Source organism: Streptomyces cinerochromogenes (genome assembly GCF_014648635.1).
Lineage (GTDB): Bacteria > Actinomycetota > Actinomycetes > Streptomycetales > Streptomycetaceae > Streptomyces > Streptomyces cinerochromogenes.
On sequence record NZ_BMRM01000023.1, the window covers coordinates 68,238 to 89,205 of the forward strand.

At 72.0% G+C, this 20,968-nt stretch carries 22 protein-coding genes; 6 read left to right on the forward strand and 16 right to left on the reverse strand.

Annotation, left to right across the window (positions count from 1 at the left end; translation table 11 throughout):
* Positions 1 to 244: 244 nt before the first annotated feature.
* Genes ligA through IEZ20_RS34120 form a run of 5 tightly spaced genes read right to left on the reverse strand, consistent with a single transcriptional unit; the run spans position 245 to position 5,121 of the window.
* Positions 245 to 2,440 carry an NAD-dependent DNA ligase LigA gene (ligA, locus tag IEZ20_RS34100; protein WP_189305934.1) on the reverse strand — a complete coding sequence of 732 codons (2,196 nt, stop codon included), beginning with the start codon at positions 2,438 to 2,440 and terminating at the stop codon, positions 245 to 247.
* 15 nt (positions 2,441 to 2,455) lie between these two features.
* Positions 2,456 to 3,463, reverse strand: coding sequence for a methionine synthase (locus tag IEZ20_RS34105; protein WP_189305936.1), 1,008 nt, complete (start codon positions 3,461 to 3,463; stop codon positions 2,456 to 2,458).
* 32 nt (positions 3,464 to 3,495) lie between these two features.
* Positions 3,496 to 3,879 carry a hypothetical protein gene (locus IEZ20_RS34110; RefSeq protein ID WP_189305938.1) on the reverse strand — a complete coding sequence of 128 codons (384 nt, stop codon included), beginning with the start codon at positions 3,877 to 3,879 and terminating at the stop codon, positions 3,496 to 3,498.
* Entirely contained in the window at positions 3,876 to 4,574 is a 699-nt protein-coding gene (locus IEZ20_RS34115) for an SDR family oxidoreductase (RefSeq protein ID WP_189305940.1), read from the reverse strand. The genes IEZ20_RS34110 and IEZ20_RS34115 overlap by 4 nt, the downstream gene beginning before the upstream one ends.
* A gap of 7 nt (positions 4,575 to 4,581) precedes the next feature.
* Positions 4,582 to 5,121, reverse strand: coding sequence for an LOG family protein (locus tag IEZ20_RS34120; RefSeq protein WP_189305941.1), 540 nt, complete (start codon positions 5,119 to 5,121; stop codon positions 4,582 to 4,584).
* Positions 5,122 to 5,212: 91 nt separating this feature from the next.
* Between IEZ20_RS34120 and IEZ20_RS34125 the strand changes: the two genes are divergently transcribed.
* Positions 5,213 to 5,536 (forward strand): DUF427 domain-containing protein, encoded by a 324-nt coding sequence (locus tag IEZ20_RS34125; RefSeq protein ID WP_189305943.1) that lies wholly within the window; start codon positions 5,213 to 5,215, stop codon positions 5,534 to 5,536.
* Between the two features lie 37 nt (positions 5,537 to 5,573).
* Entirely contained in the window at positions 5,574 to 6,356 is a 783-nt protein-coding gene (locus tag IEZ20_RS34130) for an alpha/beta fold hydrolase (protein WP_189305946.1), read from the forward strand.
* 75 nt (positions 6,357 to 6,431) lie between these two features.
* Here the strand turns inward: IEZ20_RS34130 and mnmA are convergent, their stop codons facing one another.
* A complete protein-coding gene (gene mnmA, locus IEZ20_RS34135; RefSeq protein ID WP_189305948.1) occupies positions 6,432 to 7,559 on the reverse strand; it encodes a tRNA 2-thiouridine(34) synthase MnmA in 1,128 nt (375 codons plus the stop codon).
* A 60-nt stretch (positions 7,560 to 7,619) separates the two neighbouring features.
* Here mnmA and IEZ20_RS34140 point away from each other — a divergent pair, with 60 nt between their 5' ends.
* The gene (locus IEZ20_RS34140) at positions 7,620 to 8,312 is read left to right on the forward strand and encodes an N-acetylmuramoyl-L-alanine amidase (protein WP_189305950.1); all 693 of its coding nucleotides are present in this window, start codon (positions 7,620 to 7,622) and stop codon (positions 8,310 to 8,312) included.
* A gap of 53 nt (positions 8,313 to 8,365) precedes the next feature.
* Here the strand turns inward: IEZ20_RS34140 and IEZ20_RS34145 are convergent, their stop codons facing one another.
* The 3 genes from IEZ20_RS34145 to IEZ20_RS34155 all read right to left on the reverse strand — a co-directional run bounded on the left by IEZ20_RS34145 (position 8,366) and on the right by IEZ20_RS34155 (position 10,317).
* Positions 8,366 to 9,535: a cysteine desulfurase family protein gene (locus tag IEZ20_RS34145; RefSeq protein ID WP_189305952.1), complete on the reverse strand. Its 1,170-nt coding sequence runs from the start codon at positions 9,533 to 9,535 to the stop codon at positions 8,366 to 8,368.
* Between the two features lie 283 nt (positions 9,536 to 9,818).
* Positions 9,819 to 10,097, reverse strand: coding sequence for a DUF4190 domain-containing protein (locus IEZ20_RS34150; protein WP_189305955.1), 279 nt, complete (start codon positions 10,095 to 10,097; stop codon positions 9,819 to 9,821).
* A 52-nt stretch (positions 10,098 to 10,149) separates the two neighbouring features.
* On the reverse strand, positions 10,150 to 10,317 hold the full coding sequence (locus IEZ20_RS34155; RefSeq protein ID WP_189305957.1) for a hypothetical protein: 168 nt from the start codon (positions 10,315 to 10,317) through the stop codon (positions 10,150 to 10,152).
* 146 nt (positions 10,318 to 10,463) lie between these two features.
* Between IEZ20_RS34155 and IEZ20_RS34160 the strand changes: the two genes are divergently transcribed.
* A complete protein-coding gene (locus tag IEZ20_RS34160; protein ID WP_189305959.1) occupies positions 10,464 to 11,090 on the forward strand; it encodes a TetR family transcriptional regulator in 627 nt (208 codons plus the stop codon).
* A gap of 82 nt (positions 11,091 to 11,172) precedes the next feature.
* On the opposite strand, the gene IEZ20_RS34165 is transcribed toward IEZ20_RS34160, so the two are convergent.
* On the reverse strand, positions 11,173 to 12,156 hold the full coding sequence (locus tag IEZ20_RS34165; RefSeq protein WP_189305960.1) for a helix-turn-helix transcriptional regulator: 984 nt from the start codon (positions 12,154 to 12,156) through the stop codon (positions 11,173 to 11,175).
* Between the two features lie 113 nt (positions 12,157 to 12,269).
* Here IEZ20_RS34165 and IEZ20_RS34170 point away from each other — a divergent pair, with 113 nt between their 5' ends.
* Entirely contained in the window at positions 12,270 to 12,869 is a 600-nt protein-coding gene (locus tag IEZ20_RS34170; protein ID WP_189305962.1) for a TIGR03086 family metal-binding protein, read from the forward strand.
* Here the strand turns inward: IEZ20_RS34170 and IEZ20_RS34175 are convergent.
* Positions 12,856 to 13,716 carry a thioesterase family protein gene (locus IEZ20_RS34175; protein ID WP_189305964.1) on the reverse strand — a complete coding sequence of 287 codons (861 nt, stop codon included), beginning with the start codon at positions 13,714 to 13,716 and terminating at the stop codon, positions 12,856 to 12,858. The genes IEZ20_RS34170 and IEZ20_RS34175 overlap by 14 nt on opposite strands.
* A gap of 150 nt (positions 13,717 to 13,866) precedes the next feature.
* Between IEZ20_RS34175 and IEZ20_RS34180 the strand changes: the two genes are divergently transcribed.
* Positions 13,867 to 15,156: an alpha/beta hydrolase gene (locus IEZ20_RS34180; protein ID WP_189305966.1), complete on the forward strand. Its 1,290-nt coding sequence runs from the start codon at positions 13,867 to 13,869 to the stop codon at positions 15,154 to 15,156.
* Here IEZ20_RS34180 and IEZ20_RS34185 read toward each other — a convergent pair.
* The 5 genes from IEZ20_RS34185 to IEZ20_RS34205 form a co-directional block, all read right to left on the reverse strand.
* Positions 15,065 to 15,724, reverse strand: a complete 660-nt coding sequence (locus IEZ20_RS34185) for a trimeric intracellular cation channel family protein (protein ID WP_189305968.1) — start codon at positions 15,722 to 15,724, stop codon at positions 15,065 to 15,067. The genes IEZ20_RS34180 and IEZ20_RS34185 overlap by 92 nt on opposite strands.
* A gap of 47 nt (positions 15,725 to 15,771) precedes the next feature.
* Positions 15,772 to 17,163, reverse strand: a complete 1,392-nt coding sequence (locus IEZ20_RS34190; RefSeq protein ID WP_189305970.1) for a M1 family metallopeptidase — start codon at positions 17,161 to 17,163, stop codon at positions 15,772 to 15,774.
* Positions 17,164 to 17,261: 98 nt separating this feature from the next.
* On the reverse strand, positions 17,262 to 18,827 hold the full coding sequence (locus IEZ20_RS34195; protein ID WP_189305972.1) for an ABC transporter ATP-binding protein: 1,566 nt from the start codon (positions 18,825 to 18,827) through the stop codon (positions 17,262 to 17,264).
* Positions 18,824 to 19,915: an ABC transporter ATP-binding protein gene (locus tag IEZ20_RS34200; RefSeq protein ID WP_189305974.1), complete on the reverse strand. Its 1,092-nt coding sequence runs from the start codon at positions 19,913 to 19,915 to the stop codon at positions 18,824 to 18,826. Before IEZ20_RS34200 ends, IEZ20_RS34195 begins: the two co-directional genes overlap by 4 nt.
* Positions 19,912 to 20,919, reverse strand: coding sequence for an ABC transporter permease (locus tag IEZ20_RS34205; RefSeq protein ID WP_189305976.1), 1,008 nt, complete (start codon positions 20,917 to 20,919; stop codon positions 19,912 to 19,914). The genes IEZ20_RS34200 and IEZ20_RS34205 overlap by 4 nt, the downstream gene beginning before the upstream one ends.
* Between the last annotated feature and the right edge of the window lie 49 nt (positions 20,920 to 20,968).

Here is a 20,968-nt window from a genome sequence, read left to right on the forward strand (position 1 = left end):
AGCCGGCGGTGCCCACGCCACGCGGCCCGATGCCCGACAACCATCAGCAGCTCCGCGCCGAAGAAACCTTCCCCGCGCTCCTGGAGAGCACGGCGGTGCCCCAGCCGCAGCTGGGCACGGCAGGCGCACACCTCAACAGTAGGCCGCGGAAGGCTTCCACGGGCAGCGGTCTCCGACGGTTGCCCGAATGCGCCCGGGCCACCCGTATGCATCTGATATGCGCCGATCGGGTGGCCTTCAACCGCTACTCCCCGGTCGGAAGCGCGACTTCGGCCGCGGCTTCGGGGCCCTGTTCCAGAAGGACGCTGAAACCGTCCTCGTTCAGAACGGGAACCTTCAGTTGCATCGCCTTGTCGTACTTCGATCCGGGGTTGTCACCCACTACGACGAACGAGGTCTTCTTCGACACCGAACCGGTCACCTTCGCGCCCTGGCCCTGCAGCGCCTCCTTGGCCCCGTCCCGGGTGAAGTTCTCCAGGGTCCCGGTGACGACGACCGTGAGCCCCTCCAGCGGACGCGGCCCCTCGTCCTCGCCGGACGACTCGTCCTCCAGCGGGACGCCCGCGGCCTTCCACTTGCGGACGATCTCGCGGTGCCAGTCCTCGGCGAACCACTCCTTGAGCGCGGCGGCGATGATCGGGCCGACGCCGTCGGTGGAAGCCAGCTCCTCCTCGGTCGCCTGTTCGATGCGGTCGATGGACCGGAACTCGCGCGCGAGGGCCTGCGCCGCGACCGGTCCCACGTGCCGGATCGACAGCCCGTTCAGGAAGCGGGCGAGGGGGCGGGACTTGGCGGCCTCGATGTTCGCCAGCAGGGCGAGGGTGTTCTTCTTCGGCTCGCCCTTCTGGTTGGCGAAGACCGTGACGACCTTCTCCTCGCCGGTCTTCGGGTCGTGCTTGGGCAGGCCGCTGTCCGGGTCGAGGACGTAGGCCTTGATGGGCAGCAGCTTCTCCACCGTCAGGTCGAACAGGTCGCCCTCGTCCACCAGCGGCGGCTCGGCCGGCTCCAGCGGGCGGGTGAGCGCGGCGGCGGCCACCGCGCCGAAGTGCTCGATGTCCAGGCACTCACGGCCGGCGAGGTAGGAGACCCGCTCCCGCAACTGGGCCGGGCAGGTACGGGCGTTGGGGCAGCGGAGGTCGATGTCGCCCTCCTTCATAGGCCTGAGCGCCGTCCCGCACTCGGGGCACTCGCTCGGCATCACGAACTCCCGCTCGGTGCCGTCCCGCAGGTCGACCACCGGGCCGAGGATCTCCGGGATCACGTCACCGGCCTTGCGCAGCACCACGGTGTCGCCGATGAGGACGCCCTTGGCCTTGACGACCTCCTGGTTGTGCAGGGTGGCGAACTCCACCTCGCTGCCCGCGACCGTGACCGGCTCGACCTGCGCGTACGGCGTGACACGGCCGGTGCGGCCGACGCCCACCTTGATGTCGACCAGCTTGGTGTTGACCTCCTCCGGCGCGTACTTGTACGCGATGGCCCAGCGGGGGGCCCGCGCGGTGGAGCCGAGCCGCCCCTGGAGGCGGATCTCGTCCAGCTTGACCACGACTCCGTCGATCTCGTGCTCGACGGAGTGGCGGTTCTCGCCGTAGTGGGCGATGAACTCCCGTACGCCGTCGAGGTCGTCGACCACGCGGTTGTGCGGCGAGGTGGGCAGGCCCCAGGTCCTGAGCAGGTCGTAGGCCTGGGAGAGCCGGGTCAGGCCCGTGAAGCCCTCCAGGGCGCCGATGCCGTGGACGACCATGTGCAGCGGACGGGTGGCGGTGACCCGCGGGTCCTTCTGGCGCAGCGAACCGGCCGCGGCGTTGCGGGGGTTGGCGAACGGCTTGTCACCGGTGGCGACCAGGCGTTCGTTGAGTTCGAGGAACTTCTCCATCGGGAAGTACACCTCGCCGCGGATCTCCACCAGGTCGGGCACCTTGTCGCCCGCCAGGCGGTCCGGGATCTCCGCGATCGTCCGTACGTTCGGCGTGATGTCCTCGCCGGTGCGGCCGTCACCGCGGGTCGCCGCACGCGTGAGGCGGCCCTTTTCGTAGGTGAGGTTGACGGCGAGGCCGTCCACCTTCAGCTCGCACAGGAAGTGGTACGTCTGGTCGCCGAGTTCCCGGGCGATGCGGTCCGCCCAGGCGGCCAGCTCGTCGTCGTTGAACGTGTTGTCCAGGGAGAGCATCCGCTGGCGGTGCTCGACCGCGGTGAACTCCGTCTCGTACGACCCCGCGACCTTCTGGGTGGGCGAGTCCGGGGTGCGCAGCTCCGGATACCGCTCCTCCAGGGCCTCCAGGGACTTCAGGAGCTGGTCGAACTCCGCGTCGCTGATGACGGGAGCGTCCTTCACGTAGTACCGGAAGCGGTGCTCCTCGATCTGCTCAGCGAGCTGCGCGTGCTCGTCACGTGCCTCGGCGGGCACTGCCGTCTCCGCCTGCTGCTTGTCGCCGGCCACCGTGTTGTCCTCCCGTTACTCTGGGTTGTCCGCGAGGGATCTCGCCGCCCGGGCGCAGTGGGCGAGCACCTGGCGCGCGTAGGCGGGGGAAGCCCCCGCCAGACCGCACGCCGGGGTCACCGTGACCGCTTCCGCGAGCAGCCCCGGATGCAGGCCCAGCCTGCGCCACAGCGTCCTGACACCCATGACGCTACCGGCAGGGTCTGACAACGGGCCGTCCGTGCCCGGCACGACACCGGCGAACAGACTGGTGCCGCTCTCCACGGCCTCGCCGATCGTGTCGTCGTCACGCTCGGTGAGAAGGGCGAAGTCGAAGGAGACGGCCGCCGCACCGGCCCGGCGCAGCAGCGCGAACGGGACGTCCGGGGCACAGGAGTGCACCACCACGGGCCCGCCGGCGTGCGCGCCGACGACGTCCCGCAGCGTGGCCTCCACGATCTGCCGGTCCACGGCGCGGTGGGTGCGGTAGCCGCTGGCGGTCCTCACCTGTCCGCGCAGGACGGCGGTGAGGGAGGGCTCGTCGAGCTGGAGCACGAGCCGGGCGCCGGGCACGCGCCGGCGCACCTCGGCGAGGTGGAGGCGCAGGCCCTCGGCGAGCGAGGCGGCGAGGTCACGGCAGGCGCCGGGATCCGCCAGGGCGGACTCGCCGTTCTTCAGCTCCAGGGCGGCGGCCAGCGTCCACGGGCCGACCGCCTGCACCTTCAGATCACCCTCGTAGCCCTGGGTGAACTCCTCCAGGGCGTCCAGGTCCTCCCCCAGCCAGGACCGCGCCCGCTTGGTGTCCCTCCCGGGCCGGTCCCCGATCCGCCATCCGCTGGGCTCCACGCGCGCGTACAGCTCCACCAGCATCCCGGCGGTACGGCCGATCATGTCGGCACCGGGCCCGCGCGCGGGCAGCTCCGGCAGGAACGGGAAGTCCTCGAAGGATCCGGTGGCGGTTTTGGCGGCCTCGCGGGCATCGCCACCGGGCAGGGACCCGACACCGGTGGCTCCTGGGAACCTGAACTGGCTGTTTTCGCTCACCCCCGCAGGGTACGTAACGCGGGCCCGTGACCTCACAGCCAGTGAGCGCCGTACCGGCGCAGCAGGGCGCGCAGTCCCGGCGGGTCGGCCACGGCGAGGTTGTTGCGGAAGCGGCCCCGCTCCCACGCGAGGTCCGTCCCCCCGTGGAGGCTCGCGGAGCCGATGACCAGGCCCCGGGCGTCGAGCAGGGCCACCGTCAGGCTTCCGGGGCACCGGCAGATGTCGTCGGTGAAGTCGCCCTCGGTGGCGAGATGGCGCAGCTCCGCGAGGCGGGCGTCGTCGAAGATCTCCCCGAGGACCGGCCGGTCGGCGAGCGAGGCGCGCACGTCACCACCGGCGAGGACGAGCGCCGCCTCGGCCCGCGGCCACGCCTGCGCCAGCCAGAGCCGGACCTCCGCCCCGCTCGCCCGCGTCACCGCCCCGGTCGTACCGTCAGGTCGTTGACCTCGGCATCCTTGGGCAGGTCGAGGGCCATGAGGATGGTCGTGGCGACGGACTCGGGGTCGATCCACTTCGAGGCGTCGTACTCCTTGCCCTCCTGCTGGTGGACCTTGGCCTGCATGGGGCTGGCGGTGCGGCCGGGGTAGACCGAGGTGACGCGGACGCCGTGCGCGTGCTCCTCCTGGCGCAGGGAGTCGGCGAGGGCCTTGAGGCCGTGCTTGGAGGCGGCGTACGCGGACCAGCCGGCGTGGGCGCTCAGACCGGCGCCGGAGTTGACGAAGATCACATGGCCGCGGGCGGCCCGCAGCTGCGGCAGGAAGTGCCGGGTCAGCTCGGCGGGCGCGATCAGGTTGACGGCGAGCTGGTGGCGCCAGGACTTCGGGGTCAGCTCGCCGACCTCGCCGAGGTCGACGACGCCGGCGACGTGCAGCAGGGAGTCCACCCGGTCCGGCAGCGTCTGGTGGGAGAACGCCCAGGAGAGCTTGTCCGGGTCCGCGAGGTCGCCGACCAGGGTCCGGGCGCCGGGGAACTCCGCCGCCAGCTCCTTCGCGCGGCCCGCGTCGCGCGCGTGCAGCACGAGTTCGTCCCCGCGCGCGTGCAGCCGGCGCGCCACGGCCGCGCCGATGCCGGACCCGGCCCCGGTGATCACATGAGTAGCCATGCCCGCCATGCTCGCATCAGTGCGCGGCGGTCTGCTCCTCCAGGTAGGCCAGCGCCTGAACCGGCTCGTCCGCGAAGAAGACCAGCTCGGCCAGCGGGCGGGGCAGGAAGCCCTCGCTCTCCATGCGGTGGAACTGCTGCTTCAGGCCGTCGTAGAAGCCGGCCGTGTTCAGCAGCACCACGGGCTTCTCGGTGCGGCCGTGCTTCTTCAGCTCCAGGATCTCGGTGGCCTCGTCCAGCGTGCCGGTGCCGCCCACCATGATCACCACGGCGTCGGCCTTCTCCAGCAGCAGCTTCTTGCGCTCGGCCAGGTCGGCCGCGATGACCATCTCGTCGGCGCCGGGCCGCGCCTTGTTCGCGAGGAACTCCACGGAGACGCCCAGCAGCCTGCCGCCCGCCTCCTGCACGCCGTCGGCCACCACCTTCATCAGACCGACGTCGGAGCCGCCCCAGACCAGCGTGTGACCGCCCTTGCCCATCAGTTCCGCGAACTCGCGCGCGGGGCGGGTGTAACGCTCGTCGAGGTCGGCGGCGGAGAGGAAGACGCAGATGTTCATGGCTTCTACCGTACGGTGCCCGGTCGGGGCGGAAAGTACGGTGCCCGGTCCGGGCGGGAAGAAGAACGGCCCGTCCGGACGCTGAACGGGTATGACCCAAGGACACACGATCACCATCGAGAAGAGCGGGCGGCACGTGCGCGTGGAGCGCGACGGCCGGGTGCTCGCCGAGTCGGACCGCGCCCTGGAGCTGCACGAGACGGGCTGTCCGGTGCGGTACTACCTCCCCGCCGAGGACGTACGCCTCGATCTGCTGACCCCCTCCGACACGCACACCGTCTGCCCCTTCAAGGGGACGGCGTCCTACTGGTCGCTGCCGGACGCGCCCGACCTCGTCTGGGCGTACCCGGACCCCAAGCCGGAGGTGGCGGAGATCAAGGACCACTACTGCTTCTACGACACCGACGTGTCCTGACCGGTCGGTCCCCCGTCGTACGGCAGTCTGCACGGCCATGGACAAGAAGACGACTTCCCGCGACGGCACCTCCCTCGCGTACCACGTGACCGGCCAGGGGCCCACGGTGATCCTGGTGAGCGGCGCGATGTCCACCGGCGGCACCATGATGCCCCTGGCGCAGCGCCTCTCGGACAGCTGCACGGCCGTCGTCTACGACCGCCGGGGCCGCGGCGAGAGCGGCGACACGCCACCGTACGAGGTCGACCGTGAGGTGGAGGACCTGGCCGCCCTGCTCGACGCGGTGGGCGGCGACGCGGCGCTGTTCGGGGTCTCCTCCGGCGGCGCCCTGGTCCTGCACGCGGCGGCGAGCGGGCTGCCGGTGGCCCGGGCGGCGGTGTACGAGGTGCCGTACGCCGACCACCTGGCGGACGGTGCCGCGCGGGAGGCCGTCTACAAGGAGCAGCTGGGCAAGGCGCTCGCCGAGGACCGGCGCGGGGACGCGGTGGAGCTGTTCCTGCGCCTGACGGGCCTCGCCGAGGAGATGATCCGGCGCGCCCGCCAGTCGCCGATGTGGGCCGGCATGGAGGCCCTCGCCCCCAGCCTCGCCCACGACGACGCCGTCATGGGCGACGGCCTGCTCCCCCGGGACCGGCTCGCCGCCGTCCGGGTCCCGGTGCTCGCGGTCACGGGCGGCGCGAGCCCGGAGTGGATGCACCGGGCGGGCCAGGCGGTCGCCGAGGCCGTGCCGCGGGGCACCTACCGCGTCCTGCCGGGCCAGACGCACGCGGTCGAGCCGGAGGTGCTGGGGCCGGTGCTGGCGGAGTTCCTCGCGGGCTAGGGGGTGGACACCTCGCCGGGCGGGCGGCCCCGGACGGCTCAGACCGCCGCCGTCGCGCGGGCGGCCCCGGACGGCTCAGACCGCCGCCGTCGCGCGCGTGGTGGACGCGATCGTCGCCGAACCCACCACGCGCGTGCCGTCGTACAGCACGATCGCCTGGCCGGGGGCGACGCCGCGGACCGGTTCGGTGAAGGTCACCCGCAGCTCGCCGTCGACCGGCTCGGCGGTCACCTCGGTCTCGCCGCCGTGGGCGCGCAGCTGGGCGGTGTAGGTGCCGGGGCCGGTGGGGGCGGTGCCGCACCAGCGGGGCTTGATCGCGGTGAGGGCGGTGACGTCCAGGGCGGCGGCGGGGCCGACGGTGACCGTGTTGGTGACCGGGGAGATGTCGAGCACGTAGCGCGGCTTGCCGTCGGGGGCCGGGGTGCCGATCCGCAGGCCCTTGCGCTGGCCGATGGTGAAGCCGTACGCGCCCTCGTGGGTGCCCAGCCGGGTGCCGGACTCGTCCACGATGTCGCCCTCGGCCTTGCCGAGGCGCTTGGCCAGGAAGCCCTGGGTGTCGCCGTCGGCGATGAAGCAGATGTCGTGCGAGTCGGGCTTCTTGGCCACGGCCAGGCCCCGGCGCTCGGCCTCCGCGCGGATCTCCTCCTTGGTGGTGACCGTGTCGCCGAGCGGGAACATCGCGTGCGCGAGCTGCTTCTCGTCCAGCACGCCCAGGACGTACGACTGGTCCTTCGCCATGTCGGAGGCGCGGTGCAGTTCGCGGGAGCCGTCCGCGTTCACGATCACCTTGGCGTAGTGCCCGGTGCAGACGGCGTCGAAGCCGAGGGCCAGCGCCTTGTCCAGCAGCGCGGCGAACTTGATCTTCTCGTTGCAGCGCAGGCACGGGTTCGGGGTGCGGCCGGCCTCGTACTCGGCGATGAAGTCCTCGACCACGTCCTCGCGGAAGCGGTCGGCGAGGTCCCAGACGTAGAACGGGATGCCGATGACGTCGGCGGCGCGACGGGCGTCGCGCGAGTCCTCGATCGTGCAACAGCCCCGCGCGCCGGTTCGGAAGGACTGCGGGTTCGCTGAGAGCGCGAGGTGGACGCCGGTGACGTCGTGGCCTGCTTCCGCGGCCCGCGCGGCGGCGACGGCGGAGTCGACCCCGCCGGACATGGCGGCGAGGACGCGGAGGGGGCGGGTGCGCTGCGGGGTGTCAGTCATAACCCTTCCAGAGTACGGGGGCGCGGGAACCCGGACGGCCGGATATCCGTTGACGATCACATGGGGGCGACGACTGGGGCGACCACGGGGTCGCCGGCGGGCGACGGGGACCGGCGGCTGGGGCGGCGGGCCCTGCTGGCGGGCGGCCTCGCGGCGGCCGTGGGCACGGCGGTGCTGGCCCGGGAGGAGCTGTCCCGGCTGTGGTGGCGGCTGCCCGGGGTGGACAGGCCGCGGGTGGCGGGCGCGGTGGACTTCCGGGGTGCGCGCTGGGTGGCGGCCTCGGCGGCGAACTACCGCCGGGCGGACCGGCCGTCCGACTACCGGGTGGACCGGGTGGTCGTTCATGTCACCCAGGGTGGCTACGCGTCGGCGGTGAAGGTGTTCCAGGACCCCGCGCACGGCGCCGCGGCGCACTACATCGTGCGCAAGGACGGGCGGATCACCCAGCTGATCCGCGAGCTGGACGTCGCCTTCCACGCGGGCAACCGCGAGTACAACGAACGCAGCGTCGGCATCGAGCACGAGGGTTTCGTGGAGGACGCCGCGTCGTTCACGGACGCGATGTACGCGGCCTCCGCCCGGCTGACGGCGGCGATATGCGGGCGGTACGGGATACCCGTGGACCGGGAGCACATCATCGGGCACGTGGAGGTGCCGGGCACGGACCACACGGACCCGGGGCGGTTCTGGGACTGGGACCGGTACATACGCCTGGTCCGCGCCGAACGGGCCAGAGCCTCCGCTGCGGGGTGAGCACCGCGGCCGGGTGAACGCCCGGGGCCGGGTGGGCGCCGGTGAGCGGGTGGCTAGGTGAGGCCCGCCGCCCGGGCGCGTTCGACCGCCGGGCCGATCGCCTTCGCCACGGCCTCGACGTCGTCCTCGGTGGAGGTGTGGCCCAGGGAGAAGCGCAGGGTGCCCCGGGCCAGCTCGGGGTCGGCGCCGGTGGCGAGGAGGACGTGGCTGGGCTGGGCGACGCCCGCGGTGCAGGCGGAGCCGGTGGAGCACTCGATGCCCTGGGCGTCCAGCAGGAGCAGCAGGGAGTCGCCCTCGCAGCCGGGGAAGGTGAAGTGCGCGTTGGCCGGGAGCCGGCCCTCGGGTGCCGGGTCGCCGCCGAGCAGCGCGTCCGGTACGGCCGTACGGACGGCGTCGACCAGCTGGTCGCGCAGGGCGCCGATCTCCCGCGCGAACCACTCGCGGTGCTCGGCGGCGAGCCGGCCGGCGACGGCGAAGGAGGCGATGGCCGGGACGTCGAGCGTGCCGGAGCGTACGTGCCGCTCCTGGCCGCCGCCGTGCAGGACGGGTACGGGGGTGTACTCACGGCCGAGGAGCAGGGCGCCGATGCCGTACGGACCGCCGATCTTGTGGCCGGAGACGGTCATGGCGGCGAGGCCCGAGGCCTCGAAGTGGACCGGGACCTGACCGAAGGCCTGGACCGCGTCGGCGTGCAGCGGGACACCGAACTCGGCGGCGACGTCGGCGAGTTCGCGGACCGGCATGACCGTGCCGATCTCGTTGTTGGCCCACATCACGGTGGCCAGGGCGACGTCGTCGGGGTTGCGGGCGATGGCCTCGCGCAGCGCGTCGGGGTGGACGCGGCCGTAGGAGTCGACGGGGAGGTACTCCACGGTGGCGCCCTCCTGCTCGCCGAGCCAGTGCACGGCGTCCAGGACGGCGTGGTGCTCGACGGGGCTGGCGAGGACGCGGGTGCGGGCCGGGTCGGCGGAGCGGCGGGACCAGTACAGGCCCTTGACGGCCAGGTTGTCGGCCTCGGTGCCGCCCGAGGTGAAGACGACCTCGCTGGGGCGGGCGCCGAGCGCTTCGGCGAGGGTCTCGCGGGCTTCCTCGACCGTACGGCGGGCCTGGCGGCCGGACGCGTGGAGGGAGGAGGCGTTGCCCGTGATGCTCAACTGGGCGGTGAATGCCTCTGCCGCCTCCGGGAGCATCGGGGTGGTCGCGGCGTGGTCGAGGTAAGCCATGGTGACGCCGATTCTACGGCGCCGGATCCCTGTGGTCGGCGGCGGCCGGGATCGGGTGCGGGCGGGTCTTCGGGCGCCCTGGGCCGACTGCACCCGGGCTGGGTGGCGAGGCACCCGGCACTGCCTGCCGTGTCCACCTGTTCCGCGATGCGCAATGACTGCCCACGGCGGTACGGCGGTCGCGGCGGTGCGGCCCGGCCACCTGCGGGAGGGCGGCGGTCTTCGCCCGGTCGCCCGCGGCGGGTCGCGCGGTTGCCCCGTCGTCCTCGGGGCCCGTCGCCGGTCACAGGCTCCAGGAGACCGTGCCCGAGATCTGCATGGCCGCGATGAGGACCGCCAGGTCGGCGACGCCGAGGGCGAGGCCCAGGTAGGCGCGGCCGCGGCGGGTGGTGCCGCGCCAGAGGGAGACCGCGGCGAGGACGATGGCGACCGGGCCGAGGAAGAGGTTGAGGACGAGCAGGCCGAGGAGGCCGAGGATGAAGGACGCGACGGCCATGCCGTCGGCGTCGCGGGTGCGCGGGCGGGTGTCGGTGCGGCCGTCGGCCGGTGCGGTGAGTTGCATGGTGCTCAGCTCCTTGGGTCCGTGGTCCCTGGGTCTCGGGTCCTGCCCGCGGTCAGTTCGTCGAGGTGCGGCGGCGACGCCCGTGGCGTTCGCGGATCGCGAAGACGCCGAGCCAGACGGCGATGACGGCGGCCAGGACGGCGGTGACGGTCAGCGGTGCGTGGGCGACGGTGCCCAGCACGACTCCGAGCAGCATGAGCGCGGCGACGAGGAACAGCATGGGATCGGATCCCCCCTCCTTGGTGCCTCGTGTTTCAGCCGGTGTGAAGTTTCGGTGAACAGTTGTAGTAACAGTTGTTCACTGACTTCGAGTCTAGCGCTCCCGGTGGCTTTAAAATTCCAGAGAACAGTTGTTAACTGGATGACATGAGTCACACCCTCGGCATCCGGCAGGCCCAGAAGCAGAAGACCCGGCAGGCGTTCCTCGACGCGGCCCTCGCCCTGCTCGAGGAGCAGAGCCTGAGCAGTCTCGGCCTGCGTGAGGTCACCCGGGCCGTCGGGGTCGCCCCGACCGCCTTCTACCGGCACTTCCGCTCGACCGCCGACCTCGGTGTGGCCCTGGTCGACGAGGCGCTGGGCAGCCTGCATCCGATGGTGCGGACGACGGTGTCCACCACGGGCGACAGCGAGGAACGCATCACGCGTGCCATCGAGTTGATCGCCCGTCATGTAGACGCGTACCCCGCACATGTCCGTTTTATCGCCCGGGAACGGCACGGCGGGGTCCAGCCGGTACGCGAGGCCATCCGGGCGCAGCTGGCCCGGTTCGCCGAGGAGGTGAAGACCGAGCTGGCCAAGGACCCCGAGGCGGCCGGCTGGAGCGACGACGACCTGCTGATGCTCGCGCACCTCTACGTCGACCAGATGCTCGTCACCGCCTCCCTGTTCCTGGAGGCACTGGAGGCCCCGGAGGAGGAGCGGGAGCGGGTGACGCAGCTCGCCACCCGCCAGCTGCGGCTCATCAGCATCGGCCGCAGCCACTGGCTCGACTGAGCCGCCTCCCGGCCCTGCCGGGCTCCCGCCGGAGCGCCGCAGCCACCGCCCACCGCTGCCGGAGGAGCAGGAGGAGGACGAGTCACCCGAGCCGCGCGCGGCCGGCGGCCCCCTCGTACAGCGCCGCGACCGAACGCACCGCCGCCAGCAGTTCCGCGCGCGCCTCGGGCGGGTCCAGGACCTCCACCTGGTCGGAGAGTCCGAGGAGTTGCCGAACCGCGCGGAGGTTCGGGTAGGCCAGCCGCGCGGTGGCCCACTCGCCCGTGCCGGTGTCGTCGGGCAGGGCCGTCAGCTGGGCGGCGACCAGCCGCTGGAACAGGTCGAGCCGCTCCCGCCGGACCCGCACGGTGACCTCGACCGGGTTCTCCCGCTCCTCCACCTGCCGGCGCAACTCCTCCCAGGCGTCGGCGAGTTCGACTCCGGGCCGGCGCCGTACGGGCTCGTCCAGCGGCCGGGCCGAGCGGATCCGGTCGGCGCGGAACAGCCGGGGCAGGCCGCGCCGGTCGGCGACCAGGTACCAGATGCCGGCCTTGGCGACGAGGCCGTAGGGATCCACGGTGTACGACCGCGGCTCGCGCTGCCCGCTGTGCCGGTAGCGGAGCCCGAGGCGCCGGTCGGAGAAGACCGCGTCCTGGAGCACCTCCAGGTCGACGGCCTGCTGCGGGCCGCTCTTCCAGCGGGTGGCGTCGACCAGGATGCGACGGCTGGTCACCTCGGCGGCGGGCCGGTGCGGCGCCGGGAGCGCGGCCATCACCTTCCGCAGGGCCGAGCCGAGGGCCGCGTCCAGCCCGAGCGCCGCATGGGCGCCCTGGGCGGCCAGGATGAACAGGGCCCGGGACTCGTCGGCGGTCAGCCCCGTCACGTCGGTGCGGAAACCGGGGAGGAGTTCGATGCCGCCGTGCCGGCCGCGCTCGGCGTACACCGGGACCCCCGCGGCGGACAGCGCCTCGACGTCCCGGTAGATGGTGCGGACCGACACCTCCAGCCGGTCGGCGAGTTCGGGGGCGGGGACGCGGCCCCGGGTCTGCAGGAGCAGCAGGATCGACAGGAGCCGGTCGGATTTCACGCGCCCAGGATCGCGCCGCCGTCGAGTGCCGCGCAAATGTTGACGGGAGGTGTCAGGTTATCCGCGCATCCTCTCCTCACCGACCACGAGCACCACCACGGGAGAGACAGACCATGACCGGCACCGAGTTCATCGACCCGCGCCCCTTCTACGTCCGCGCCACCGAACAGGCGGCCGCCCTGATCAAGACCGTACGGCCGGAGGACATGGACCGGCCGACCCCCTGCAGCGAGTTCGACGTACGCGGGCTGCTGGGCCACATCGTCGGCGGCACCCGGCGGATCGCGGTGGTCGGCGAGGGCGGCGACGGACTCGCCGTGGACCCGTCCGCCGAGGGGGTCGCGGACGACGGCTGGGCCGCGGCCTACGACGAGGTGCGGGTCCGGGTCCTGAAGGCCTGGGAGAGCGACGAGCGGATGACGACGCCGGTGCGGGTGCCCTGGGGCGAGGTCCCCGGCCACGCGGCGCTCTCGGGCTACGTCATGGAGATCGTCACGCACACCTGGGACCTCGCCGAGGCGATCGGCCACCGGGACGGACTCGACCCGGAGCTGGCCGGGTTCGCGCTCGCCACGGCCCGCGCGGTGCTGCCGGACTCCCGCCCCCGCGACGCAACGACGCCCTTCGCCGCCCGTCGCGAGACGCCGGACGGGGCCGGCGTCCACGAGGAGCTGGCGGCCTGGCTGGGCCGCGAGCCGCTCAGCCGAGCCTGACGCGGGCCAGCTGGCGCGACTGGGCGACCAGCCGGTCCTCGCTGTCCCAGACCTCGGCGTCCTCCTCCAGGAAGCCGCCGGCCAGGTTGCGGGTGGTGATCGCCACCCGCAGCGGGCCCGGGGCCGGGCGGTGGCGGACGTGGACGGTGAGCTCCACCGTCGGGACCCAGCCCTTCAGGCCGATCTCGAAGGCGGTGGGCGGGAGGGCGTCCACGGCGAGGAGCAGCGAGAGCGGGTCGGCGTCACGGCCGTCGGCGAGGCCGAACCAGGCGCGCATCTCGCCCCTGCCGGAGGGCGCGCCGAGCGCCCAGCCGAGGGTCGCGGGGTCCAGCTTGAGCATCAGCCGGTCGGCGATGGCGGAGCTGCCGTCGACCGGGGCCGGCCCGTCCTCCGGGCCGAAGCACTGCTCCAGCGGCGGGATCGCGGGCGGGGTGGCCGTCGTACGGACGTCGTCGGGGAGGGCGGCGAGGTCGCCGTAGGAGGCGAGGACGCGGATGCGTTCGACCTCGTTGCCCTCGCCGTCGTACTGGTAGAGCGAGGCCTGGCCGGTGGAGAGGGTGCGGCCGGTGCGCACGGTCTCGGTGCGGACGACCGCCGGGCCGGGCTGCGAGGCGGTCAGGTAGTGCGCGGAGACGGTGAACGGGTCCGGGTGCGGCAGGGTGTCCGCGAGGGCCCGGCCGAGCACGGCCAGCAGATAGCCGCCGTTGACGGCGCTGATGATGGTCCAGCCGGCCGAGAGGTCGATGTCGTAGACGCCGGGCTCGCGCCGGGTGACCGCGGTGTCGCGGTCGAATTCGCTGTCGCCGATCAGGGCCGGGGCGGCGGGGACGGAAGCTGCTTCTGGCATGGCTGAACGGTACAGCAGGAAACTACTAAGCGGTAGCTTTTCTCGCTTGGACGGGGCGGACACCGGCCGTCAGGTGAGGGTCCGGCAATTTCTCGGTAAGTGTCCGGACTCGTCCTCAACCCCGGGCCCCCGTTCTCCCTCTAAGGGGACATGAGCCTCACCGGGACCCCGTTCCTCTACACGACCGTCGTGCTGTCCGTGGTCGCCCTGTTCCTGCCGCTCGTCCTGTGGTCACGGATGCGCGGACCCAGGCCGCTGCGCGCGGCGGCCCGGGTGCTGATGCTGCTGTTCGCCCAGGGCACGGCCGTCACGCTGGTCTTCGTGCTGGTCAACAACCAGAACAACCTGTACGACAACTGGGCCGACCTGCTCGGCACCGGCGACCACGTCCAGCAGGCCGCCGACCTCGGCCGGGACGGCACCGGCGGGATCTCGGTGAAACGATTGCCCAAGGTGCGCCAGACCTTCAGGCAGGCCCAGGGACCCGGCATGCGCGCGGCCGGCGGGGTGCGCGTCACCCAGCTCAGGGGCCGGGTCTCCGGCGTGAACGCCGAGGTCTACGTCTGGCTGCCGCCGCAGTACGACGACCCGGCCTACCGGCACAGGAAGTTCCCGGTGGTGGAGGTGCTGCCGGGCTACCCCGGCTCCGCCAAGGCGTGGTTCGGCTCGCTGAAGGCCCACGAGCAGCTGCTGCCGCTGATGCGCAGCGGCCGGGTGGCGCCGTTCATCCTCGTCGCCCCGCGCACCAACCTGCTGGCCGGCGTCGACACCGGCTGCGCCAACATCCCGGGCCAGGTCAACGCCGACACCTGGCTCAGCATCGACGTCCCGAAGATGGTCACGGACAACTTCCGGGCCGAGCCGGCCCCCCGGGGCTGGGCGGTGGCCGGGTACTCGGCGGGCGCGCACTGCGCGGTCAAGCTGGCCGTGGCCCACCCCGACCGGTACCGGGCCGCGGTGAGCATGTCCGGCTACAACGACCCGATCGGCGAGCGCAACTCGCTCGCCGCGCAGACCCCCGCCCTGCGTGCCGCGAACAACCCCTACCTGATGCTGCGGAAGGCCGCCGCCCCGCCCCCGGTCGCGCTGTACCTCTCCGGCCAGTCCGGCGACGGCTACCAGGCGGGCCTGGCCCTGGAGGCGGCCGCCAAGGCGCCGACCACCGTGCGGGTGGTGTTCCTGCCGCGCAGCGCGGGCGGTCACACCATGGCGCTGTGGCGCCCGCAGGTGGACACCGTCTTCCGCTGGCTGACCCTCCAGATGGGCGAGAGCCAGGCCAAGGGGCGCGACACCTCCGTCGCCGGGACCGCTCCCGGAACTCCCGGAACCGCGCCGGGAACTCCCGGGGCTACTCCTCGGTCACCGTCGACCGGCGGTTCCACGCGCGCGGCGCTCGCCAGTGGTACCGCATCGCGAGCAGGCGCAGCACGAAAGCCGTGACGACCGCGAGCCCGCTGGTGAACGGGGTGAGGGCGTCGTAGCGGATGCACAGCACGACCATCGTGGCGCCGACGATCGCCGGGACCGCGTAGAGGTCGCGGTCCCAGCGCAGCAGCGAGGGCACCTCGTTGGCCAGCACGTCCCGCAGGACACCGCCGCCGACGGCGGTGGCGAGGCCCAGCGTCGCCGACGCGGTCAGGCCGAGGCCGAAGCTGTACGCCTTCGTCGTACCGCTGACGCAGAACAGGCCGAGGCCGGCCGCGTCGAAGACCAGCACCGCCGCCTGGATGCGCTCGACGTGCGGGTGCAGGAAGAAGACGACGAGCGTGGCGAGCAGCGGGGTGACGAAGTACCCCAGGTCGGTGAAGGCGGCCGGGGGCACGGCCCCGATGACCAGGTCGCGGAACAGCCCGCCGCCCAGCGCGGTGACCTCGGCGAGCACGGCGATACCGAAGACGTCGAAGTTCTTCCGTACCGCCAGCAGGGCGCCGGAGATCGCGAACACGAAGATGCCGATCACATCGAGCGTGTGCTGGACGGAGGGACTGAAGAGTTGCTGGAGCTGCACCCTGACATTCTCACCTGTCGCGGGGCGTGAACCTTACAAAGCCAGGCTCACAGGGCGGGCTTCCCTGTGGTGAACAGCCAGGTGCCGAAGAGATCGTCCAGCCGCCGCCCGCTCACCCGCTCGGCGAGGCGGACGAAGTCGTCGGTGTCCGCGTTGCCGTACCGGTGGAGCCGCGTCCAGGCGGGCAGCAGCTCGAAGAAGGCCTTGTCGCCGATCCGCTCGCGCAGCACCTGGAGCGTCATCGCGCCACGCTGGTAGACGGCGGAGGAGAACATCGTGTCCCGCTGCGGGTCGGCGACCTCGGTCTGCCAGAAGGCGGAGTCGGCGGGGCGGGCGTTGTACCCGGCGAGGAAGGAGTCGTGGGCGGAGCGGGTGCCCTGGTGCTCGGCCCACAGCCACTGGGCGTAGGTGGCGAAGCCCTCGTTGAGCCAGGTGTCCTTCCACCGCGCCACGCTCACCGAGTCGCCGAACCACTGGTGGGCCAGCTCGTGCACGATGGTCGTCTCGTTGCGCACGGCCGAGTAGACGGGCTTGCTCTGCACCTCCAGCGAGAACCCGGCCTGCGGCATGTCGTCCACGATCGCACCGGTCTCCTCGAAGGGGTACGGCCCGAAGACCTGCGACCAGTAGTCGGTGGCGGCGGCGGTGACGCCGTAGACGTCGACGCCGCCGCTGTTCTTCAGCACGGGGTCGACGGCGACGTAGACGGGGATTCCGCCGGGGGTGCGGCCGGTGCGCACGTCGAACTTCCCGATGGTGGCGGTGGCGAGGTAGGTCGCCATCGGCTTCGACTCGCGCCAGTGGGTGTAGGTCGAGCCGCCCTTGTCGTACGTCGACACCAGCCGGCCGTTGGAAACGGCGGTCAGGCCCCGCGGGGCCTTGATCCGGATGTCGTAGGTGGCCTTGTCGGCGGGGTGGTCGCTGGACGGGAACCAGGTCGAGGCGGCGTTGGGCTCGCAGGCGACGAAGACGCCGTCGCCGGTCTTCATCCAGCCGTACGCGGAACCGAAGATGATGGGGCCGCCGAGCGGTTCGGGCACGCCGCCGTAGGTGACGGAGACGGTGAAGACACGGCCCTCGGACAGCGCCCGGCGCGGGGTGACGGTCATCTCGTCGCCGTCACGGGAGAACTCCGCCCGTCTGCCGTCGACCTGGACGCCGGTGACCTCCAGGCGCTGCAGGTCGAGATCGAAGGAGGAGAGCTTCTGGGTGGCGCGTGCCGTGAGCGTCGTACGGCCGTCCAGGCGGCCGGTGTCCGGGGCGTAGGCGACGTCGAGGTCGTAGTGGCGGGCGTCGTAGCCGCCGTTGCCGAGCTGCGGGAAGTAGGGGTCGCCGATGCCGGGGGCGCCCGGGGTGGGGGCGGAGGAGGCGGCGACGACGAGGAAGGAGGCCGCCGCGGTGGCCGCGGCCCCCAGACGTGCCGAACGGGAGAGTGACATGAGTCGTCCCTTTCGAGCGTGCCGATCAGTGGTCGGACACGGACGACTCTGCACTCTCCCGTTCAGGCATGTACATGACTTTGCCCAGTCGTCATGTGCTACTTGTCGGTCGACTCCTGGGTACCGGCGCTGCCGGCGGTGTCGGCCTCGTTCGTGGTCTTCGCACCGGGGCCGGTCTTCTTGCCGGAGGTCTCCACCGCTTCGGCGGCCTCGGCGCCCTCCGGAGCCTCCGCGGTCTCGGCGGCCTCCGGAGCCTCGGCCGTCTCGGCGGCTTCCGCAGCTTCCGCGGTCTCGGAGGCCTCTTCCGTGGTCTCCGTGACGTCCGTGGTCTCCGTGGTCTCCGAGGCGTCCGCAGCCGTCTCCGACGCCTCGGAAACCTCTTCGGTCTTGGAGGACCCGGTGGGCTCGACGGGCGCCTCGGCAGCCTTCTCCGGCTCGGAAGCCTCAGCGGCCTCCTTCACCTCGGAAGCCTCGACGGCCTCCGCCGGCTCGGGAGCCTCCTTCGCCGCCGGCTCCTTCTCCGCCGAACCTCCGGAGGCCACCGCGTCCGGGACCAGTTCCGAGGCCTCCTTCGCCGCCGTCAGCAGGACCGTGTCCTGCGGGGCCTGGTCGGCGAAGTTCTCGGGGTGGTGGCAGGCGACCCGCTGGCCCGGCCGCAGCTCGACCAGCTGGGGCTCGGTCGTCCTGCAGATCTCCGTCGCCTTCCAGCAGCGCGTGTGGAAACGGCAGCCGGAGGGCGGGGCGATCGGCGAGGGAACGTCGCCGCGGAGCAGGATGCGCTCGCTCTTCTGGCCCCGGCGCTTCGGGTCCGGCACCGGCACCGCCGACATCAGCGCCTTGGTGTACGGGTGCATCGGCGACTCGTACAGCGAGGTGCGGTCGGCCAGCTCCACGATCTTGCCGAGGTACATCACCGCGATCCGGTCCGAGACGTGCCGGACCACCGAGAGGTCGTGGGCGATGATCACGTAGGTCAGGCCCAGTTCCTCCTGGAGGTCGTCCATGAGGTTCACGACCTGCGCCTGGATCGACACGTCCAGCGCGGAGACCGGCTCGTCCGCCACGACCAGCTTCGGCTTCAGGGCGAGCGCGCGGGCGATGCCGATGCGCTGGCGCTGACCGCCGGAGAACTCGTGCGGGTAGCGGTTGTAGTGCTCGGGGCTGAGGCCGACCAGCGACAGCAGCCGCTGGACCTCCTTCTTCACCCCGCCCTCGGGCTCGACGCCCTGGAGCCGGAAGGGCGCCGAGACGATCGAGCCGATGGTGTGCCGGGGGTTCAGGGAGCCGTACGGGTCCTGGAAGATCATCTGGATGTCGCGGCGCAGCGGGCGCATCTGCCCGGTCTTGAGCCGCGTGATGTCCCGGCCCTCGAAGGTGATCTTCCCGCCCGTCGGGTCCTGGAGCCGGGTGATGACCCGGCCCATGGTCGACTTGCCGCAGCCCGACTCGCCGACCACGCCCAGGGTCTCGCCCTTGCGCACCTCGAAGTCGATGCCGTCGACGGCCTTCACGGCGCCGACCTGCCGCTGCAGGATGCCCTTCTTGATCGGGAAGTGCTTGGTCAGGCCCTCGACCCTGAGCAGCACCTCGCGGTCCGCCGAGCCCTCGGAGGCCGACGCCTGCTGAGGGATCGCGGCCTCGTCCGTCTTCTTGGTCTCACTCACAGCTTGGGCGCAATCTCTTCGGTCCAGATCCGCTGGCGGTCCTCGGCCGAGAGGTGGCAGGCGGACCAGTGCCCGGTGCTCACCAGCTCCAGCTCGGGGCGCACCGTGCGGGTGACGTTCCCCTTGGGGATGTCCGCGTACGGGCAGCGCGGGTGGAAGGCGCAGCCCGAGGGGACGTTGATGAGGCTCGGCGGCGAGCCCTTGACCGGGATGAGCCGCTCGGAGGTCTCGCGGTCGATGCGGGGCATCGAGCCGAGCAGACCCCAGGTGTAGGGGTGCTGCGGCTTGTCGAAGACCTCGTCGGCCGGCCCGCGCTCCACGCACCGGCCGCCGTACATCACGAGGACGTCGTCGGCGATCTCGGCGACCACACCGAGGTCGTGCGTGATCATGATGACCGCGGAGCCGAACTCCTTCTGCAGGTCCCGGATCAGGTCGAGGATCTGCGCCTGGACGGTCACGTCGAGGGCGGTGGTCGGCTCGTCGGCGATGAGCAGCTCTGGGTTGTTCACCAGGGCCATGGCGATCATGGCGCGCTGGCGCATACCGCCGGAGAACTCGTGCGGGTAGCCGTCGACACGCTTGGCCGGCTCGGGGATGCCGACCCGGTCGAGCATCTCGATGGCCCGCGCGCGGGCGACCTTCTTGCTGACCTTGTGGTGCACCCGGTAGGCCTCGACGATCTGGTCGCCGACCTTGTAGTAGGGGTGCATCGCGGACAGCGGGTCCTGGAAGATCATCGCCATCTCGCGGCCGCGGAGCTTGCGCACCTCGTCCGGGGCGGCGGAGACCAGTTCCTTGCCGTCCAGCCAGATCTCGCCGGACATCCGCACGTTCTTGCCGCGGGTGCCGAGCCGGTGCAGGCCCATGATGGCCTGCGAGGTGACCGACTTGCCGGAGCCGGACTCGCCCACGATGGCGAGGGTCCTGCCCTTCTCCAGCGAGAAGCTGAGTCCGTCGACGGACTTGACCAGGCCGTCGTCGGTCGGGAAGTGCACCTTGAGGTCGCGGACCTCCAGGAACGCCTCGGGCGCCTTGGCGGGGGTGGGCTCGCCCACGGCCGCGCCGGTCTTGGAGAGTTCGGTCACGAGAGCCTCACCCGCGGGTCGGCGGCGGCGTAGAGCACGTCCACCACAAGATTTGCGATCACGACGAAGAAGGCGGCGAGCAGGGTCACGCCGAGGATCTTGGGCAGGTCGTTGTCGGTGATGCCCTGCACCGCGTACTGGCCGACACCGGGCAGCGAGAACACGTACTCGGTGATCACGGCGCCGCCGAGCAGAAGGCCGACGTCCATGCCGAACACGGTGATGATCGGGGTGAGGGCCGCGCGCAGACCATGCCGGACCACGACGTTGCGCTCGCGCAGGCCCTTGGCGCGGGCCGTGCGGATGAAGTCCTCGTTCATCGTCTCCAGCATCCCCGAGCGGGTCAGCCGCGCGTAGATGGCGGAGTACAGCAGGGCGAGCGAGCACCAGGCCGGGAAGAGAGTGTTGGCCCACTGAGAGGGGTTCTCGGTGAACGGCACATAGTCGCGGCCGAAGATCGGCAACTGTTCGGTGAAGAGCAGGAGCGCCAGGTTCCCCGTGAAGAACATGGGCAGCGAGACGCCGGCGAGCGCGACGCCCATGAAGGCCCGGTCGTAGACCGACCGCGGCTTCAGCGCGGAGATGACACCGGCCACCACACCCGAGAGCAGCCACAGCACCGCGGCGCCCACGGCGAGCGAGAGCGTGATCGGGATGCGGGAGGTGAGCTCCGGCCACACCGCCTGGTGGTTCTTGAAGGAGTAGCCGAAGCAGGGCGCGTCGCAGTGCACCGTGGTGGGGCCGATGCTGTAGTCGGCGCCGGCCACGATCCCCTTGATGAAGTGCCAGTACTGGACGTAGACGGGCTGGTCCAGACCGAGGTTGTGCTTGACCGCGGCGATGTCCGCCTTCGACGGGCTCTTGCCGATGTACTGCTGCGCCAGCTGGTCCGCTGTCTGGCCGGCGAGGCGCGGCAGCAGGAAGAAGATGGCAAAGGTGACCGCGGAGACGACCAGCAGCAGGATCACTGCCGCGAACGTCCGGCGGAGGATGTACGAGATCACGGGGATCGGCGCTGGTGCCCGCGGGCCGCGAGGCCCGCGGGCACCAATG

Bases quoted from the DNA above. Each gene is read 5' to 3' on its own strand.
- IEZ20_RS34115 (WP_189305940.1), bottom strand. From the start codon at position 4,574: ATGGCGGGCATGGCTACTCATGTGATCACCGGGGCCGGGTCCGGCATC.
- IEZ20_RS34120 (WP_189305941.1), bottom strand. From the start codon at position 5,121: ATGAACATCTGCGTCTTCCTCTCCGCCGCCGACCTCGACGAGCGTTAC.
- IEZ20_RS34125 (WP_189305943.1), top strand. From the start codon at position 5,213: ATGACCCAAGGACACACGATCACCATCGAGAAGAGCGGGCGGCACGTG.
- IEZ20_RS34130 (WP_189305946.1), top strand. From the start codon at position 5,574: ATGGACAAGAAGACGACTTCCCGCGACGGCACCTCCCTCGCGTACCAC.
- mnmA (WP_189305948.1), bottom strand. From the start codon at position 7,559: ATGACTGACACCCCGCAGCGCACCCGCCCCCTCCGCGTCCTCGCCGCC.
- IEZ20_RS34140 (WP_189305950.1), top strand. From the start codon at position 7,620: ATGGGGGCGACGACTGGGGCGACCACGGGGTCGCCGGCGGGCGACGGG.
- IEZ20_RS34145 (WP_189305952.1), bottom strand. From the start codon at position 9,535: ATGGCTTACCTCGACCACGCCGCGACCACCCCGATGCTCCCGGAGGCG.
- IEZ20_RS34150 (WP_189305955.1), bottom strand. From the start codon at position 10,097: ATGCAACTCACCGCACCGGCCGACGGCCGCACCGACACCCGCCCGCGC.
- IEZ20_RS34155 (WP_189305957.1), bottom strand. From the start codon at position 10,317: ATGCTGTTCCTCGTCGCCGCGCTCATGCTGCTCGGAGTCGTGCTGGGC.
- IEZ20_RS34160 (WP_189305959.1), top strand. From the start codon at position 10,464: ATGAGTCACACCCTCGGCATCCGGCAGGCCCAGAAGCAGAAGACCCGG.
- IEZ20_RS34170 (WP_189305962.1), top strand. From the start codon at position 12,270: ATGACCGGCACCGAGTTCATCGACCCGCGCCCCTTCTACGTCCGCGCC.
- IEZ20_RS34175 (WP_189305964.1), bottom strand. From the start codon at position 13,716: ATGCCAGAAGCAGCTTCCGTCCCCGCCGCCCCGGCCCTGATCGGCGAC.
- IEZ20_RS34180 (WP_189305966.1), top strand. From the start codon at position 13,867: ATGAGCCTCACCGGGACCCCGTTCCTCTACACGACCGTCGTGCTGTCC.
- IEZ20_RS34190 (WP_189305970.1), bottom strand. From the start codon at position 17,163: ATGTCACTCTCCCGTTCGGCACGTCTGGGGGCCGCGGCCACCGCGGCG.